At 71.1% G+C, this 16,199-nt stretch carries 14 protein-coding genes; 4 read left to right on the forward strand and 10 right to left on the reverse strand.

Features of this window, described 5'->3' with window-relative positions:
* Nucleotides 1-111: 111 nt before the first annotated feature.
* Nucleotides 112-1,539 (reverse strand): hemolysin family protein, encoded by a 1,428-nt coding sequence (locus tag J2S55_RS10690; protein WP_306859324.1) that lies wholly within the window; start codon nucleotides 1,537-1,539, stop codon nucleotides 112-114.
* Nucleotides 1,540-1,661: 122 nt separating this feature from the next.
* Here J2S55_RS10690 and galE point away from each other — a divergent pair, with 122 nt between their 5' ends.
* Complete coding sequence (gene galE, locus J2S55_RS10695) at nucleotides 1,662-2,621, forward strand: UDP-glucose 4-epimerase GalE (RefSeq protein WP_306859326.1); 960 nt, start codon at nucleotides 1,662-1,664, stop codon at nucleotides 2,619-2,621.
* Nucleotides 2,622-2,726: 105 nt separating this feature from the next.
* On the opposite strand, the gene J2S55_RS10700 is transcribed toward galE, so the two are convergent.
* From J2S55_RS10700 to J2S55_RS10710, 3 genes are all read right to left on the reverse strand, one after another.
* Nucleotides 2,727-3,545 (reverse strand): COG1361 family protein, encoded by an 819-nt coding sequence (locus J2S55_RS10700; RefSeq protein ID WP_306859328.1) that lies wholly within the window; start codon nucleotides 3,543-3,545, stop codon nucleotides 2,727-2,729.
* A gap of 336 nt (nucleotides 3,546-3,881) precedes the next feature.
* Entirely contained in the window at nucleotides 3,882-4,859 is a 978-nt protein-coding gene (locus J2S55_RS10705) for a malate dehydrogenase (RefSeq protein ID WP_306859330.1), read from the reverse strand.
* A gap of 41 nt (nucleotides 4,860-4,900) precedes the next feature.
* The gene (locus tag J2S55_RS10710; RefSeq protein WP_306859332.1) at nucleotides 4,901-6,364 is read right to left on the reverse strand and encodes an MDR family MFS transporter; all 1,464 of its coding nucleotides are present in this window, start codon (nucleotides 6,362-6,364) and stop codon (nucleotides 4,901-4,903) included.
* A gap of 55 nt (nucleotides 6,365-6,419) precedes the next feature.
* Here J2S55_RS10710 and J2S55_RS10715 point away from each other — a divergent pair, with 55 nt between their 5' ends.
* A complete protein-coding gene (locus J2S55_RS10715; RefSeq protein ID WP_306859334.1) occupies nucleotides 6,420-6,944 on the forward strand; it encodes a PadR family transcriptional regulator in 525 nt (174 codons plus the stop codon).
* Here the strand turns inward: J2S55_RS10715 and J2S55_RS10720 are convergent.
* The gene (locus tag J2S55_RS10720; protein ID WP_306859336.1) at nucleotides 6,931-9,171 is read right to left on the reverse strand and encodes a bifunctional serine/threonine-protein kinase/glutamate ABC transporter substrate-binding protein; all 2,241 of its coding nucleotides are present in this window, start codon (nucleotides 9,169-9,171) and stop codon (nucleotides 6,931-6,933) included. The two genes, J2S55_RS10715 and J2S55_RS10720, sit on opposite strands and share 14 nt — an antisense overlap.
* Nucleotides 9,172-9,363: 192 nt before the next feature.
* Between J2S55_RS10720 and J2S55_RS10725 the strand changes: the two genes are divergently transcribed.
* On the forward strand, nucleotides 9,364-10,938 hold the full coding sequence (locus J2S55_RS10725; RefSeq protein WP_306859338.1) for a TolB family protein: 1,575 nt from the start codon (nucleotides 9,364-9,366) through the stop codon (nucleotides 10,936-10,938).
* 495 nt (nucleotides 10,939-11,433) lie between these two features.
* On the opposite strand, the gene J2S55_RS10730 is transcribed toward J2S55_RS10725, so the two are convergent.
* The 3 genes from J2S55_RS10730 to J2S55_RS10740 form a co-directional block, all read right to left on the reverse strand.
* Nucleotides 11,434-12,648 (reverse strand): NADP-dependent isocitrate dehydrogenase, encoded by a 1,215-nt coding sequence (locus J2S55_RS10730; RefSeq protein ID WP_306859340.1) that lies wholly within the window; start codon nucleotides 12,646-12,648, stop codon nucleotides 11,434-11,436.
* 113 nt (nucleotides 12,649-12,761) lie between these two features.
* Nucleotides 12,762-13,031 (reverse strand): DUF3017 domain-containing protein, encoded by a 270-nt coding sequence (locus J2S55_RS10735; protein WP_306859342.1) that lies wholly within the window; start codon nucleotides 13,029-13,031, stop codon nucleotides 12,762-12,764.
* A 52-nt stretch (nucleotides 13,032-13,083) separates the two neighbouring features.
* Nucleotides 13,084-14,205 (reverse strand): citrate/2-methylcitrate synthase, encoded by a 1,122-nt coding sequence (locus tag J2S55_RS10740; protein ID WP_306859344.1) that lies wholly within the window; start codon nucleotides 14,203-14,205, stop codon nucleotides 13,084-13,086.
* 181 nt (nucleotides 14,206-14,386) lie between these two features.
* Here J2S55_RS10740 and J2S55_RS10745 point away from each other — a divergent pair, with 181 nt between their 5' ends.
* On the forward strand, nucleotides 14,387-15,040 hold the full coding sequence (locus J2S55_RS10745; protein WP_306859346.1) for an FHA domain-containing protein: 654 nt from the start codon (nucleotides 14,387-14,389) through the stop codon (nucleotides 15,038-15,040).
* Nucleotides 15,041-15,043: 3 nt separating this feature from the next.
* Here the strand turns inward: J2S55_RS10745 and J2S55_RS10750 are convergent, their stop codons facing one another.
* Complete coding sequence (locus tag J2S55_RS10750) at nucleotides 15,044-15,892, reverse strand: bifunctional methylenetetrahydrofolate dehydrogenase/methenyltetrahydrofolate cyclohydrolase (protein WP_306859348.1); 849 nt, start codon at nucleotides 15,890-15,892, stop codon at nucleotides 15,044-15,046.
* 21 nt (nucleotides 15,893-15,913) lie between these two features.
* Nucleotides 15,914-16,087, reverse strand: coding sequence for a hypothetical protein (locus J2S55_RS10755; RefSeq protein WP_306859349.1), 174 nt, complete (start codon nucleotides 16,085-16,087; stop codon nucleotides 15,914-15,916).
* Between the last annotated feature and the right edge of the window lie 112 nt (nucleotides 16,088-16,199).

The following is a 16,199-nucleotide window of genomic DNA, read 5'->3' on the forward strand; positions in this document are numbered from 1 at the left end:
GATCGGTGACTCCGACTCGAAAGCAGCCGGCGTCTCGGTGCGGAAGCGGCCGGCGGCCCCGCCTCAGGAGCGGCCGACGGCCCCGGACCGGGAGCGGCCGACGGCCCCGTCTCAAGGAGCGGTGGACGGCCCCGGACCGGGAGTGGCGGACGTCCCCGGGCCGGGAGCGGCCGACGGCCCTGAACCGGGGGCGGCGGGCGACCCCGGACCGGGAGGGGCGGGCGCGTCCGGGCCGGGGGCGGCGGGCGCCTCCGGCGGAGGGGTGCGGCGCTTGATGCGGACCCGGGAGACCCGGCGGCCGTCCATGTCCGTGACCGACATCTCGAAGCCCGGGATCTCCACCCGCTCCCCCAACGTCGGCAGGTGCCCCAGGGCCGCCATGACGAACCCGCCCAGGGTCTCGTAGGGGCCGTCGGCCAGCCGGATCCCGGTCTCGGTCGCGACCTCGTCGAGGTTGGCCAGCCCGTCGAGCTCCACCTCTCCCGCGGGCAGCACGACCTGCTCGTCCTCGACGTCGTGCTCGTCGCGGATGTCACCGATGAGCTCCTCGACCAGGTCCTCAAGGGTGACGATGCCGGCGGTGCCGCCGTACTCGTCGACCACGATCGCCAGGTGGTGCCCCTCGCCGCGCATCTCCGACAGCGTGGGCAGCACCCGTTTGCTGGTGGGGACCAGCTTGACCGGGCGGATCGGCACCAGTTCGCTGATCGGCTCGATGGACCCGGTCAGCACCGGGTCGAGCAGGTCCCTGATGTGGATGAAGCCCACGATGTCGTCGTAGGAGTCGCGGTAGATCGGGAAGCGGGAGTGCGGCATGGCGGCGGCCAGGACGGCGGCCTCGGCCAGCGGGGTGTCGGCCGCCATGAACTCCACCTCGGTGCGCGGCAGCATCACCTCGCGGAGCTGCCGCTTGCCCGCGGCGAAGACCTCCGCGATCAGGTTCCGCTCGTCGGCGGCGAGCTCGTGGTGGCCGACCACCATGTCGCGCAGCTCCTCGGTGGAGATCTCCTCCCGGTCGGCCTCGGGGTTGCCGCCGAGCAGTCTGACCACGCCGTCGGTGGACTTGGACAGGGCCCAGATGACCGGCCGCGACAGCGCGGCCATCCGGTCCAGGAACGGCGCGACCAGCAGCGAGATCCCCTCTGCGCGCTGTCGGGCGATCCGCTTGGGCGCGAGCTCGCCCAGCACCAGCGAGAGGTAGGAGATGGCCAGCGTCACCAGCACCAGGGAGAGGGGGGCCGCGACGGCGTCGGGCACGCCCCATCCGTCCACGACCGGGATCAGGTCCTGGGCGAGGGTGTCGGCGCCGAACGCCGCCGACAGCATGGTCGCCACGGTGACGCCGATCTGCACCGCCGACAGGAAGCGGTTGGGGTCACGGGCGAGCTTGGCCGCCCGCGCTCCCCTGCGGCCCCGGGTGCCGATCCTGCGGACCTGACTCTCCCTGAGGGAGACCATGGCCATTTCGGCGGCGGCGAAGAACCCCCCGATCAATACGAAAAGCATGACCAAGGCGATGTTCGCCAGGACGCTGTTCACGAGACTGTCTCCGTCATGGCCGTCGCCCGTTCCGACTGTGGCCGATATTTGATGAGCCAGCATATGCTGGCAGTAGCCTTACAAAAATAAACACATTCAGACACCATCAAACAGGAGGCTCCGTGAAGCTGCTGGTCACCGGAGGCGCCGGATACATAGGCAGCGTCGTCTCGGCGCAACTCGTCGAGGCGGGCCATCAGGTCACCGTGCTGGACGATCTGTCCACCGGCCACGCCGACGCGGTGCCGCCGGGCGCGCGCTTCGTGGAGGGATCGATCACCGAGGCCGCGGACGTGCTGCCCGGGATGGACGGTGTGCTCCACTTCGCGGCGAAGTCCCTGGTCGGGGAGTCGGTGGAGAAGCCCGGCCTTTACTGGGCGCACAACCTCGGCGGCACCTTGGCCCTGCTCGACGCCATGCGGACCGCCGGGGTCGGCACGATTGTGTTCTCCTCCACCGCCGCCACCTACGGCGAGCCGGAGCGCTCCCCGATCGCGGAGACCGACCCCACCCGGCCGACCAACCCCTACGGCGCGTCCAAACTCGCCGTCGACACCGCGCTGACCACCTTCGCCGGGCTGTACGGCCTGGCCGCGGTGAGCCTGCGCTACTTCAACGTGGGCGGCGCCCACACCGGCGGCGACGGCAGGGTCTACCGCGAACGGCACTCCGTGGAGACCCACCTGATCCCTAACGTCCTCGCCGTCGCACTCGGCCTGCGCGAGTCGGTCAGCGTGTTCGGCACGGACTACCCCACTCCCGACGGGACATGCGTCCGCGACTACATCCACGTGGGCGACCTGGCCCGGGCCCATCTGCTGGCGCTGGAGGCCTGCTCGGCGGGCGAGCACAAGATCTACAACCTGGGCAGCGGCACGGGCTTCTCGGTGCAGGAGGTCTTGTCGGTCTGCCGCGAGGTCACCGGGCACGAGATCCCGGCGGTCGTGCGCGAGCGCCGGGCCGGGGACCCCGCGGTGCTGGTGGCCTCCTCGGAGCGGATCCAGCGCGAGCTCGGGTGGAAGCCGGAGCACCCGTCCGTCCGTGACATCGTCGCCGACGCCTGGGCCGCGCTGCCCCGCTGACCGGCGGCGGCGGGCGCCCGGCCGTCCACGGCCGGGCGCCGCCCGGTTAGGCCCGGCAGGCGGGAAGCCTGGGGCCGCGACAGGCGGGAGGGCCGGGGACAGGGCCTAGCGCAGGTTGATGCGGGCCATGTTGTTGGCGGGGCGGCGGTCGCCCACGTGAGTGGAGTAGACGGTCGCCTTGGCCCGCAGCGCGCGCCGGTGCGCGCGGAAGGCCAGCCGGAGACTGACCCGCTTGCCGGAGCCGACCGCGCCCAGCCTGCAGCCGACGAGTCCGGGGAACGACCGGCACCGCGCGCCCCGCGCCGACAGGAAACGCGCGCTCCTGGTGTGGAAGAAGAGCGCGGCGTCGCGGACGACCCGGGGCCCCCGGTTGCGGACGACCGCGCCCATCATGACCAGCCGGCCGGCCCGCGCCTTGCGCGACAGCCGGACCGCCAGGTCGGCCCCCTCGTCCACCGGGGTCAGCGTCCGGGCGGAGTTGTTCTCCTCGTTGCCGTCCACGATCTCCGAGGAGAGCGTCGCGGTCGCCTCCAGCGGGCCGCGCGCGCCCGGGCGGACCAGACCGCTGATCGTCACCCCGCCACTGCCGCCGGCCATGACGTCCTGCGGGGAGGCGCAGACCACCTCGTTGGCCGTCGTGCCCGGACGGCACTCGGCGACGTCGACGCGGAGGATCTCCACCCCCTCGGGCACCCGGACGGTGAGCAGGGGCAGCACCGCGTCCTCGGGCCCGATGTTGCGCACCTCCGCCCGGTAGAGAAGCGGCTGCCCCGGCTGCGCGACCCTCGGCGAGTTCTCCAGCCGTACGGACAGATCGGCTCCGCCCGGATTGCTTCTCCCCGGCTCCGCCAGCACCGCTCCGGGCGCTCCGACGAGAGCAAGACTGACTATTCCAACGACGACCCGCGCCGCACCATGCGCCATGAACACCGATCCCCCGACCCTCAATGATCATTTAACGCCGGGGGGCCGCCGGACGGCATGTTCGACACGCCGCCAATCGCCGTGCGCCCCACCACGGCGGGCGCCCCGGCCACCGGGACGCCGATCCACGGGAGACGGGACGGCGGGGCTCCAGGCCGCAGGGACCGCGGGATCTCGGGGACGCCGAGCCTCATGGGCCGGGCCCGGAGACGCGGAAGGGGCCCCGGCGGACCGGGGCCCCTTCCCTTGGACGCGGAGGAGCCGTCGTGAGCCCGGCCGGGGCCGGGCTCGGACAGGATCGAGCTCAGCCGGGGCCGGGCTCACACGAGGCTGAGCTCAGATGAGGCCGAGCTCGCGGACGGCGGCGCGCTCCTCTTCGAGCTCACGCACCGAGGCGTCGATGCGCTCGCGGGAGAAGGCGTCGATCTCCAGACCCTGGATGATCTCCCACTTGCCGCCGCGCGAGACGACGGGGAAGGAGGAGATGAGGCCCTCGGGCACGCCGTACGAGCCGTCGGAGGGGATCGCGGCGGAGGTCCACTCGGCGCCGTTGACCCAGTCGAAGACGTGGTCGATCGCGGCGTTGGCGGCGGAGGCGGCCGAGGACGCGCCCCGGGCCTCGATGATCGCGGCGCCGCGCTTGGCGACGGTCGGGATGAAGGTGTCGCGCAGCCAGGCCTCGTCCACCTGCTCGGCGGCGATCTTGCCGCCGACCTCGGCGTGGAACAGGTCGGGGTACTGCGTGGCGGAGTGGTTGCCCCAGATGGTCATCTTCATGATCTCGGTGACCGGGACCTGGAGCTTGGCGGCGAGCTGGGAGAGCGCGCGGTTGTGGTCCAGGCGGGTCATCGCGGTGAAGCGCTCCGCCGGGACGTCCGGGGCGTGCTGCTGGGCGATCAGCGCGTTGGTGTTGGCCGGGTTGCCCACGACCAGGACGCGGATGTCGTCGGCCGCGTTGTCGTTGATGGCCTTGCCCTGCGGGCCGAAGATGCCGCCGTTGGCCTGGAGCAGGTCGCCGCGCTCCATGCCGGCGGTACGCGGGCGGGCGCCCACCAGCAGCGCGACGTTGGCGCCGTCGAACGCCTTGCCGGCGTCGTCGGTGACCTCGATACCGCTCAGCAGCGGGAACGCGCAGTCGTCGAGCTCCATCGCGGTGCCCTCGGCGGCCTTGACCGCCTGCGGGATCTCCAGCAGGCTCAGCTTGACCGGGACGTCGGCGCCCAGCAACTGGCCCGACGCGATGCGGAACAGCAGCGCGTAGCCGATCTGACCGGCGGCGCCGGTGACGGTGACCTTTACGGGAGTCTGGGCCATGACCTTCCCCCACTCGAAGGATGAACTGTGACGCTCGGATGTTACCCGTCCAGTGTCGCCGGTCCTGCGGCGAGTGCCTTGATCCGGCCTCCGGGCAGCGCGATCAGCGCCAGGAGGGCGACGAGCGCCCCGCCGACGGCGAGCCAGGGGATGACGCTCGCGGTGGCGGCGGCATGGGCGGCCGGCAGCCCGTGGGCGGGCGCCTCCTCCGCGACGACGGAGGCGTAGAAGGTGCCGGCGAGGGCCAGGGCGACCGAGCCGCCGATCTGCCGGAAGAAGGTCAGGTTCGCGCTGGCGGTGCCGGTGAACCGCGGCGGGACCGAGTATTGGACCGCCACGGTCAGACCCGACAGCATCGGCCCCATGCCGAGGCCGAGCAGCGCCATCCACCCGGCGAGGACGAGGCCCGAGGTCCCGACCGTGATCCCGGCGCAGAGCAGCGCCCCGACCGCCATGAGCAGCGCCCCGGCGATCAGCCACGGCTTGTAGCGCTGGGTCCTGGACATGAGGGCCCCGGCGATCCCGCTGCCGGCCACCATCCCGAGCATGAGCGGGTAGATGCGCAGACCCGAGTCCGTGGCGCTGAGCCCGACGGCCTCCTGGAAGTAACGGGGCAGGAACACCACCCCGGCGTAGAGGCAGAACGCGGTGCAGAACGAGACCGCGTTGGCCAGCGTGTAGGTCCGGTTGCGGAACAGCTCCAGGGGGATGATCGGCTCCGCCGCCCCGCGCTCGACGAGGACGAACAGCGCCAGCAGCACGGCCGCGGCCACGATGGGCCACAGCACGGGCCCGCTGGTCCAGGTGTGGCCGTCCAGGCCCTTCTCGGTCAGACCGACGAGCAGCGCGCCGATCGCCCCGCTGAAGACGGCGATGCCGAGGTAGTCGGGGCGGGTGCCGCGGCCCTGGCCGGCCACGTGCGGCAGCCGCGCCACGACGATCGCGATGAGGACCAGGCCGATGGGGAGGTTGACCATGAAGGCCCAGCGCCAGCTCGCCTGGTCGGTGAAGACGCCGCCGAGGAAGGGGCCGGCGATGTAGCTCAGCGCCATCACCCCGCCCATCGCGCCCTGGACCCGGCCGCTCTTGTCCGGCGGGAACAGATCGACCACCAGGGCCAGGGAGAGGGGCAGCAGCGCCCCGGCGCCCAGGCCCTGCAGCGCCCGGAAGGCGATGAGCTGGTTCATGTCCTGGGCGAGGCCGCACAGGAGCGAGCCGAGCAGGAACAGCACGACGCCGACGAGCAGCAGGGGCTTGCGCCCGTAGGTGTCCGACAGCCTGCCGTACAGCGGGACGGTGATCGTGGAGGTCAGCAGATAGGCCGTCACGACCCAGGTGTAGAGGTCCGCGCCGCCGAGCTCCTGGGTGATCCGGGGCAGGGCGGTCCCGACGATCGTCTGGTCGAGCATGGCCAGGAACATCCCGCCGAGGACGGCGAGGAGGAGCAGCCCGTTCTTGGGCTTTGGAGGGGAGGCCGCGTGGGAGGGCGATACGTCAGTAGACACCTGTTGATAGTGACGTGTCAGTTTTGACATGTCAATTGATAATTATGATGAGGGCATGTCCCTACGGATCGCGCTCCTCGGCCTGCTGACCGTCTCCGGCCCCGCCAGCGGCTACGACCTGACGAAACTGTTCGAGAGTTCGATCAACAACGCCTGGCAGGCCCGGCACAGCCAGATCTATCCGGAGCTGAACAAGATGGCCGCCGACGGCCTGATCACGGTCGAGGAGGAGGGCCCGCGCGGCCGGAAGACCTACGCGATCACCGACGAGGGCACGCATGAGCTGCGCGGGTGGCTGATCGAGAAGGGACCGTCACGGTCCTACCGCAGCGAAGGGGTGCTGCGCGCCTTCCTGCTGCCCACGCTGGAGCCGCACGAGGCCGCGGCGCTGCTCCGCGCGGAGGCCGAGTCCTACGACATCAGGCTGGCCGAGCTGGAGGCGATGCGCGCGGCCAGGTCCTCGTGGAAGAAGCCCGGCTTCGGTCAGTACGCCCTGGAGCTGGGCATCCGTCAGACGCGGCTGATGCGCGACTGGGCCGAGGAGACCGCGGCCGAGATCGAGGGGACTAACCGCAGCTAGTCATGGCCGGGAGGCTGTCCTCGCGGGTGGCGAAGTCGACCCGGGAGAAGTGCCTGTCGAGCAGCTTCTTGATCACGCCGCTGTCGTAGAGGTCGGCGATCGCGCCCTGCACTGCCTTGCAGGTGCGGCTGTCGCCCTTCTTCACGGCCACCGCGTAGCGCTCGTCGGTCAGCTTCAGGCCGAGCACCTTGTAGCGGACGCTCTCCCGGTTGGCGAACCCGGCCAGCAGCAGGTCGTCGCCCGGGACCGCGTCGACCTCACCGGCCAGCAGCTTGTTCATGCAGTCGGTGTAGGTCTGGGCGGGGATCAGTTCGATCTGGCTCACCGTCTCCTGCAGGACGCGGACCGAGGAGCTGGAGGCCGGCTGGCACAGCCGCCTGCCCTCCAGACCGGCCGCGGAGACGATCGGGGAGCCGGCCTTGACGAGCACGTCGACGTGGGCGAGATAGTACGGCCCGGCGAAGGTGACGTCGTCGCCGTCGTTGATCGAGTAGGTCGAGATGACCAGGTCGACGTCACCGGCGGCCAGCAGCCCCGGCCGCTCCTCCCGGCTGGTCGCCCGGAAGGTGACGCCGTCCGCGGGCACCTGCAGCGCCTTGGCGATCTCGGTGGCGAGGTCCACCTCGAACCCGCTCCACTTACCGCCGCTCTCCAGCGCGATGCCCGGCAGGAAGCCGCGCACGCCGACGGTGAGCTTGCCGGTCCGGGCCGCCTTGTCCACCACCGAGGTGAACTCCGCCGGGGCGGACGCGGTGGGCTCGGCGCCGGCGCCCAGGCTCGGCGGCCAGCCGGTGAGGGCGACGGCCGCCACGGCGGCGGCGACCAGCAGGACGGCCACGGCGGCCGCGACCCAGCGCCCCTTCCGGGAGCGCCGGGGCGGGTCCACGTCCGTGACGTGCTCGGTGAGCGTGGTCTGCCAGTCCGGGGGCGGGACGGTCGAGGACCCGCCGTGCCCCGGGAACGACGGACGCTCGCCGTGGGCGGGAGGCGGGGGCTGCTCGCCGTACGCCGGGGAGGACGGACGCTCCCTGTACGCCGGGGAGGACGGGTGCTCGCCGTACGCCGGAGCGGACGGGCGCTCCCCGTAAGCCGGGGAAGGACCGCGCTCGCCATGGCCCGGAGCGGACGGATGCTCACCGTACGCCGGGGAGGACGGATGCTCACCGTACGCCGGGGAGGACGGATGCTCCCTGTACGCCGGGGAGGACGGGCGCTCGCCGGGCCCCGGGGGCTGCGCGCGGAAGCCGGTGGACGGCACGGGCGGGGCGTTGGGGGCGGGCCGGTCCGGGGCCGTGCCCCGTATCCGCATGAGGTGGGTGGCCTCGTCCGAGTCGGGGCCGGCGACCTGCGCCCCCTCGTTGAGGACGGCCGGCGACGCGTCCACGCTCTCGGGGTGGCCGAGCATCCGCAGCAGGATCTGGTCGGCCGACGGGCGGGCGGCGGGCGACTTGGACAGGGCCGCGCGGACCGCGCCGCGCAGCGGCTCCGGCATGACGCTGACGTCCACCTCGTGGTTGAGGATGCGGTTGAGCACCACCGCGATCGAGTCGCCGGCGAAGACCGTCTCCCCGGTCGCGGCGAACGCGATGGTCGCCCCCCAGGCGAAGACGTCGGTGTGCGGGCCGACGTCGGCGCCGGAGATCTGCTCGGGCGCCATGTAGGCCGGGGTGCCGATGGCCCGGCTGGTGATCGTCCCGGTGGAGTCGAGGATGCGGGCGATGCCGAAGTCCACCACGCGGGGGCCGTCGGCGGCGATGAGCACGTTGTCCGGTTTGAAGTCGCGGTGCACGATCGCGGCGTGGTGGATCGCGGTCAGCGCGGTGGCCGTGCCGATCGCCAGCCGCTGCAGTGCGGCGCCCCGGAGCGGGCCGTCGGTCTCCACGACCTCCCGCAGCGACCTGCCCTCGATGTATTCGCTCGCGATGTAGGGGGTGTCGCCTTCGAGATCGGCGTCCACCACGCCCGCCGTGCAGAACGAGGCGACCCGCTGGGCGGCGCGCGCCTCGCGGGCAAAGCGGGATCTGGCCGTCGTGTCGCCGGAGAATTTCACGTGCAGCAACTTGATCGCCGCCCGCTCCCCCGACTCGTTGACCCCCAGGTAGACGATCCCCTGCCCGCCCTCACCGATCCGGCCGACGACGCGGAACGGCCCCAGACGGTGCGGTTCCCCCGCTTCCAGCGGCGCGATCTCCGGCATCATCGTCCCTACGGTGTAGTAAATCTCCAACCAGCCAAACTTTACGATGCCGTAGCTCCACCGCCCGCCGTGTTACTCCCAAGTGACCTCCCATCACCTACGGCGATGGGGGTCGGCGGGCCCACCAACCACCCAATTAGCAACAATCAACCCAAGTTGGCGCTCCAACCGCTTAGATCACTACCGTTGACCGTCCCTCACGCAAGCCGGAGCAAATCCCTCATGCGCCGATATATCGGTTATCGCGAATTCGTTCAGCGCGATCAGCGTTCCCTCGTCGGCACGGCCCTCCTCCTCACCGGCAGCCACGAGCAGGCCATCCGCCTGGCCCTGTGGTCCTTGCGCACGGTCGGCCTCAGCTGGCCCCCCACCCTCTGGGAGAACACCACTACACACGCCCACATCGCCCTTTATCGCCGTTTCCTCCGCAAGCCCACCGCCGCGGGGGCCACCGCCCTGGTACGGCTCCCGCCCCGGCAGCGCCTCCTCACCGTCGCGTGCATCCATGACGGCAGGACCCACGCCGAGATGGCCACCCTCCTCGGCATCCCGGTGGAGACCGTGGAGACGGAGGTCACCGAGGCGGTGGCCACGCTCACCAAGGGCAACGTGGCCCGGCTGAAGACGAGGCTGGCGACCGCGGCGGGCGAGGCGTCGGTCCCCGACCTCACCGCGCGGTCGGTGCGCGCGCTACGGCGCCGCCGCAACCGCGGAGCCTTCCTGACGGCGATCGCGGCCCTCGTCCCGATCGGCCTCATCGCCGCCTTCACCCTGTTCTCGCAGGGAGTGGTGTGGAACTCGGCACTGGGCGAGCCGAACCGGTCCCATCCGGCGGACGCCCCGGAGGCCATGCGGGTGGTCACCAGCGCGGAGCCGACCGGCAGCCCGGAGCCGGGCTCCGGCCTCAAGCCCTGGCAGGCCCCGCGTACCTCCCTCACGATCCGCTACGCGGTGCCCAAGCGGTGTCCCGACGGCGGCTCGGCGGGCGACGCCTCCGCGCCGCCGAAGGCCGGGAAGGTCATCTGCGCGGGCTGGACGCTCAAGCTGGCCGGCGGCGACCCGGCCGGCTCGGCGCGCGAGCCCGCCGGCTGCACGGGTAAGGGCCGCTGCGAGTCCACGGTGAGCGTGCCCGACGCGGCCGAACGGCTGGCGTACGGCGACGGCCGGAGCTCCTGGCGGCTGAGCCCGGCTCTCAGCCCCGACGGGCGCCGCATCGCCTATCTCAGTGCGGCGGAGGGGCGATATGTCGCCCACGACCTGCACAGCGGCGTGAAGCGGTATCTGACGCCCGCGCTGGCCCCCTCCGACACCGAGACCGGCACCCGGGTGAGCGTCTCCCCGGACGGCCGTCACTTCACCGTCGCGCTCGGCGCGCGCCGGCTGCGGACCGACTTCACCACCGGGACCGTGACGTCACTGCCCGCCGGGCAGGCGACGGCCGCGGAGAAGGCGGCGGGCTGGCTCCGCAAGAGCTACCGCGCCTGGCGCGAGTCCCCCAGCGGCAGGCACGCGGCCGCGGTCGGCGCCGAGGAGGCCGGGGGCGACAGCCTCCACATCGTCGACGCCCGGTCGCGGCAGGTGTTCAAGCGCCTGCCGCTCCCCTCCCTGGGCGGCCCCGCCAAGGCGGAGGTCGTCGGCTGGCTGAACTCCCACGAGGTCGTCGTCCGGCTGAGCGCCAAGGCGGGCGGCCGCCCCGCCGGCTTCTTCAGGATGGACGCCGTGACCGGCCGCGCGCACCGCGTGACCGGCCTCGCCGACGACAACCTGATCGTGCTCGGCGCGGTGACGGCCGGCTGAGGACGGCGCGGGGGCGGCCGGAGGGGCTGCGGAGAGTCGGCCTGCGGACGGCGGGAGACGGCCTGAGCCAGTCCCGGACGGCACGGACGGGAACGGGCCGCAGGAGGGATCTGAGCGCGGCATGGGGACGGGTCCCGGCACTGGCCGGAGGACAGCTCAGGGCGGCGCGGGGACGGGTCCTGGCGGCCACAGGAGGACACCTCGGGAACCGGTCCCGGCGACGACAGCTCGGGAACGGGTCCCAGCGACGGCAGAAGGACATCTCGGGGACGGGTCCCGGCGACGACAGGAGGACGCCTCGGCCGTGGCCGCCCGGTAGCGGCCGTGGAGACCGCCCGCCGCCGCGCCGGGAGCAGGCCGTGCCGGGAGCAGGCGTGCCGGGTCGAGGGCGGGAAACAGGAAGGGCCGCCCGGCGGGCGGCCCTTCCTGTTTCCCGGCGGACGGCCGGGGCGCGTCCGTGGATCCTCACCGTGGCGAGGATCCGCGGAACACGCCTCAGGCCATCTTCTTCTTCAGGTTCTCGTCCAGGGCCGCCAGGAAGTCCTGGGTGGTCAGCCACTTGGCGTCGCCGCCGACGAGGAGGGCGAGGTCCTTGGTCATCTGGCCGCCCTCGACGGTCTCGATGCAGACCTGCTCCAGCTTCTCGGCGAAGTCGATCACCGCGGGGGTGTTGTCGAGCTTGCCACGGTGCTGGAGGCCACGGGTCCACGCGAAGATCGAGGCGATCGGGTTGGTGGAGGTGGGGTTGCCCTTCTGGTGCTCACGGTAGTGACGGGTCACGGTGCCGTGGGCGGCCTCGGCCTCGACGGTCCGGCCGTCGGGGGTCATCAGCACCGAGGTCATCAGGCCGAGGGAGCCGAAGCCCTGCGCGACGGTGTCGGACTGGACGTCGCCGTCGTAGTTCTTGGCCGCCCAGACGTAGCCGCCCTCCCACTTGAGCGCCGCGGCGACCATGTCGTCGATCAGGCGGTGCTCGTAGGTGATGCCGGCGGCCTCGAACTCGGCCTTGAACTCGGTCTCGAAGACCTCGGCGAAGATGTCCTTGAAGCGGCCGTCGTAGGCCTTCAGGATCGTGTTCTTCGTGGAGAGGTAGACCGGGTAGCCACGGGACAGGCCGTAACGCATGGAGGCGCGGGCGAAGTCGCGGATGGACTCGTCCAGGTTGTACATCGCCATCGCGATGCCGGCCCCGGGGAAGTCGTAGACGTCGAGCTCGATCGGCTCCGAGCCGTCCTTCGGCGTGTAGGTGAGGGTCAGCGTGCCCTCGCCCGGGATCTTCAGGTCGGTGGCGCGATACTGGTCGCCGAACGCGTGACGGCCGATGATGATCGGCTTGGTCCAGCCGGGGACGAGCCTCGGCACGTTGGACATGATGATCGGCTCGCGGAAGATGACACCGCCGAGGATGTTACGGATCGTCCCGTTCGGGGACTTCCACATCTTCTTCAGGCCGAACTCCTCGACCCGCGCCTCGTCCGGGGTGATCGTGGCGCACTTGACGCCGACGCCGTACTGCTTGATCGCGTTGGCGGCGTCGATCGTCACCTGGTCGTCGGTGGCGTCACGGTGCTCGATCCCGAGGTCGTAGTACTTCAGGTCGACGTCGAGGTAGGGAAGGATCAGCTGGTCCTTGATGAACTGCCAGATGATCCGGGTCATCTCGTCGCCGTCAAGCTCGACGACGGGGCCCTCTACCTTGATCTTGGGCATGCGTGTGGTTCCCCTTCTGAACTAACACTGGCCAGACAGTCCTTTTGAGGCTCACTGGCCGTTGAGGCTATCGGACGGGTTCAGGCGGCTTGCGATCCACCCGTGCGTCCGGCTTAAAGCGGCATGAGCGCCGGATACTGAAGCACCAGCGAGCCGGCCATCAGCGCGACGCCGAAGACGGCGAGCGTGACGGCGTCGGTCGTCCTGGTGCGTACGGCGAGCAGTCCGCTGCCCACCAGCCGGAGCACGGCCCCCAGCGTCATGACCACACCGAGAGAGAACCCACCCCACTCGGGGTCGAGCAGGACGGCAAAGGTAACGGCCAGGATCGCACCCGCCAGCACCAGCGGATACGGTCTCCAGCGATCTTCAGTTGTGCTCACCGCTCCCACCCATGGCCGCTGTTCATTCGCGCACTCGTCGCCCGCACCCGGCTCATCGCTCGGCGAGCGGCTTCCACTTCTGGTCGCGCTCGCCGATGTATTCGCTGTCCGGGCGGATCAGGCGATTGTCGGCGTGCTGCTCGATGACGTGTGCGGTCCATCCTGCCATGCGGCTGACCGAGAAGACCGGAGTGAACAGGTCTGTCGGGATACCGAGGTAGTGGTAGACGGTCGCCGCGTAGAAGTCGACGTTGGGATAGAGGCCCTTCGTCTCGAAGACGACCTCCTCCATCTCCTTGGACATGCGGTAGAACTTGTCGTCGCCGGAGGCGTCCGCGAGCTCCTGCGACATCTTGCGCAGGTGCGTGGCGCGCGGGTCCTCGGTCTTGTAGACCCGGTGCCCGAAGCCCATGATCTTCTCGCCGGCGGCGAGCCGGTCGCGCACGGACTGGGCGACGGCGGCCGGGTCGAGCGCCTCCAGGGTCCGCATGACCTGCTCGTTGGCCCCGCCGTGGAGCGGGCCCTTGAGGGTGCCGATGGCCGCCACGATGGCCGAGTGCATGTCGGACAGGGTCGCGGCGCACACGCGGGCGGCGAACGTCGAGGCGTTCATCGTGTGGTCGGCGTGCAGGACCAGGCAGGTGTCGAAGATCTCGACCTCGCGCCGCTCGGGGGTGCGGCCGGTGATCTGCAGCAGGAAGTTGGCCGCGACGCTCAGCCCGGGATCCGGCTCGGGGATCGTGGCGCCCGTCCTGGCCGCGTGGTAGCGGGCGACGAGGACCGGCTGCTGGGCGGTCAGCCGGGCGGCCTTGCGCAGGTTGGCCTCGGGACTGTTGGAGTCCTTGTCCGGATCGTCGGCCCCGGCCAGCGAGACCAGGGTGCGCAGCGCCTCCATGGGCGCCTGCCTGTCCGCGATCTCCGGGATGTTCGCGTCGGCGAGCGCGCCGAGCTTACGCCCTTCGACGAGCTGCGCCCCGTAGGCGGCCAGCTGCTCCCCGTTGGGGAGGCTTCCGCGCTGCAGCAGGTGGGCGGTCTCTTCGAAGGTGGTGCGGCCGGCCAGATCGTGGATGTCGTAGCCACGATAGAAAAGGAGACCGGCCTGACCGTCGATGTCACTGAGCGCTGTGGACGCGGCTACGACATCGGCGAGGCCTTTTGTGGGCTTGTCCGCCATGAGTGTTTCCTCCGCTTATCTTCGTTCGAAGTCTACCCGTGAGCAGGGGAAACCTTCCCGAGAGGTCCAGACCAATTTCATGAGGGATTCTCCTTCTGGCAAAGGCGATTCCGCATCACCTCGTTTGGGTAAGCCGGAGCTGTAGGAATAGTTACGGCGGGCTACCTGGGGAGGAACTGCCGTGGAGGGGCCGTTCATACGCATCGAGGACACTGGCGAGGTGGTCCCGTTGCGCCCCGAGATCACGACGATCGGACGCGGCCGGGGAGTGGACATCCGGCTCACCGATCCGAGTGTGTCCCGGCTGCACGCGGAATTCGTCCGGCGCGGACCCTACCTGTATGTCGTTGATCTGGGCCTGTCCCGCAACGGCACGCGGGTGAACGGCAGGCCGATCGCCCGGAGGGTGCTCGACGACGGCGACGTCGTCTCCTTCGGCGCCGCGCGGGGCAGGATCGGCGGAGTCCCGCGTGAGGACTTCGCCCCCGAGGTCGAGCTCCGCCGCGCCGCGGCTCCGGAGCTGACCCGGCGGGAGGTGGACGTGCTGACGTCGCTGTGCCGTCCGGCGCTGTCGGACGAGGCGTTCGTCGCACCGGCCACGGCGCGGGAGATCGCCGACGATCTGGTGGTGACGGAGGCCGCGGTCAAGCAGCACCTGCTCCGCCTCTACCAGAAGTTCCGGATCCCGGAGGGGACCAACCGGCGCACCAGGCTGGCCAACGAGGTCGTCGCCCTGGGGCTGGTCCGGCCGACCCCGGTGGTGCCGCCGCAGCGCGCGGCCGGCACCCCGGAGCCGCAGCCGGCGGCGACCGCCGCGGGCCGCCGGGCGTCCTGAGACCTAGCCCTGCTTCTCGGCGGCCTCGACCACGTTGCTCAGCAGCAGGGCCCGGGTCATCGGGCCCACGCCGCCGGGGTTGGGGGTGAGGAAGCCCGCGACGTCCTTGACGCCGGGGGCGACATCACCGGCGATCTTGCCGTCGACCCGGGAGACCCCGACGTCGAGCACGGCGGCGCCGGGCTTGACCATGTCGGCGGTGATCAGATGCGGCACGCCCGCCGCGGCGACGACGATGTCGGCGCGACGGGTGTGAGCCGCCAGGTCCTGGGTGCCGGTGTGGCAGAGGGTGACCGTGGCGTTCTCCGAGCGGCGGGTCAGCAGCAGGCCGAGCGAGCGGCCCACGGTGATGCCACGGCCGACCACGACGACCTCGGCGCCCTTGATCGGCACGCCGTACTCCTGCAGGAGCAGGACGATGCCGTGCGGGGTGCAGGGCAGCGGCGCGTCGACCGTGTGGACCAGCCGGCCCAGGTTGAGCGGGTGCAGGCCGTCGGCGTCCTTGGCCGGGTCCATCCGCTCGATCAGCGCCATGGTGTCGAGGTGGCGGGGCAGGGGGAGCTGCACGATGTAGCCGGTGCACTCCTCGGCGGCGTTGAGCTCGTCGATGACCGCCTCGACCTCGGCCTGCGTGGCCGTCGCGGGCAGGTCCCTGCGGATGGAGGCGATGCCGACCTCCGCGCAGTCGCGGTGCTTGCCGGCCACGTAGATCTGGCTGCCCGGGTCGTCGCCGACCAGGACGGTGCCGAGCCCGGGGGTGATCCCGCGCTCTCTCAGCGCGGCGACCCGCGCCGTGAGGTCTGCCTTGATCTTCGCCGCGGTGGCCTTGCCGTCCAGAATCTGCGCGCTCATGGGTTCAATCCTTCCACGAGATCAGCCGCGCTCCGCTTCCCTCCGCTCGATGATCCTGCGCGTGAAGGGGATGACCTCCACGGCCTTGGCGCCCAGGTAGGCGGCGCCGAAGGCGAAGATGAGGAGAAGCCAGGGGCTCTCCCAGAACCCGTTCATGATCACGAAGGCGTTCAGGACGGGATCGAGCAGAGGCATGAGGGATCTCCACAGGAGGCGAGGGAAGGAATGGTTCAGGTTAACCGGGGTTTAAACCTTCTCTGGCCAGAAAATCCTGTCCGGTCCGCCACTCTCTTGTCTCCCGTGTACG

The sequence above is a fragment of the Streptosporangium brasiliense genome, assembly GCF_030811595.1.
Lineage (GTDB): Bacteria > Actinomycetota > Actinomycetes > Streptosporangiales > Streptosporangiaceae > Streptosporangium > Streptosporangium brasiliense.

Bases quoted from the DNA above. Each gene is read 5' to 3' on its own strand.
- J2S55_RS10700 (WP_306859328.1), bottom strand. From the start codon at position 3,545: ATGGCGCATGGTGCGGCGCGGGTCGTCGTTGGAATAGTCAGTCTTGCT.
- J2S55_RS10705 (WP_306859330.1), bottom strand. From the start codon at position 4,859: ATGGCCCAGACTCCCGTAAAGGTCACCGTCACCGGCGCCGCCGGTCAG.
- J2S55_RS10715 (WP_306859334.1), top strand. From the start codon at position 6,420: ATGTCCCTACGGATCGCGCTCCTCGGCCTGCTGACCGTCTCCGGCCCC.
- J2S55_RS10725 (WP_306859338.1), top strand. From the start codon at position 9,364: ATGCGCCGATATATCGGTTATCGCGAATTCGTTCAGCGCGATCAGCGT.
- J2S55_RS10730 (WP_306859340.1), bottom strand. From the start codon at position 12,648: ATGCCCAAGATCAAGGTAGAGGGCCCCGTCGTCGAGCTTGACGGCGAC.
- J2S55_RS10740 (WP_306859344.1), bottom strand. From the start codon at position 14,205: ATGGCGGACAAGCCCACAAAAGGCCTCGCCGATGTCGTAGCCGCGTCC.
- J2S55_RS10750 (WP_306859348.1), bottom strand. From the start codon at position 15,892: ATGAGCGCGCAGATTCTGGACGGCAAGGCCACCGCGGCGAAGATCAAG.
- J2S55_RS10755 (WP_306859349.1), bottom strand. From the start codon at position 16,087: ATGCCTCTGCTCGATCCCGTCCTGAACGCCTTCGTGATCATGAACGGG.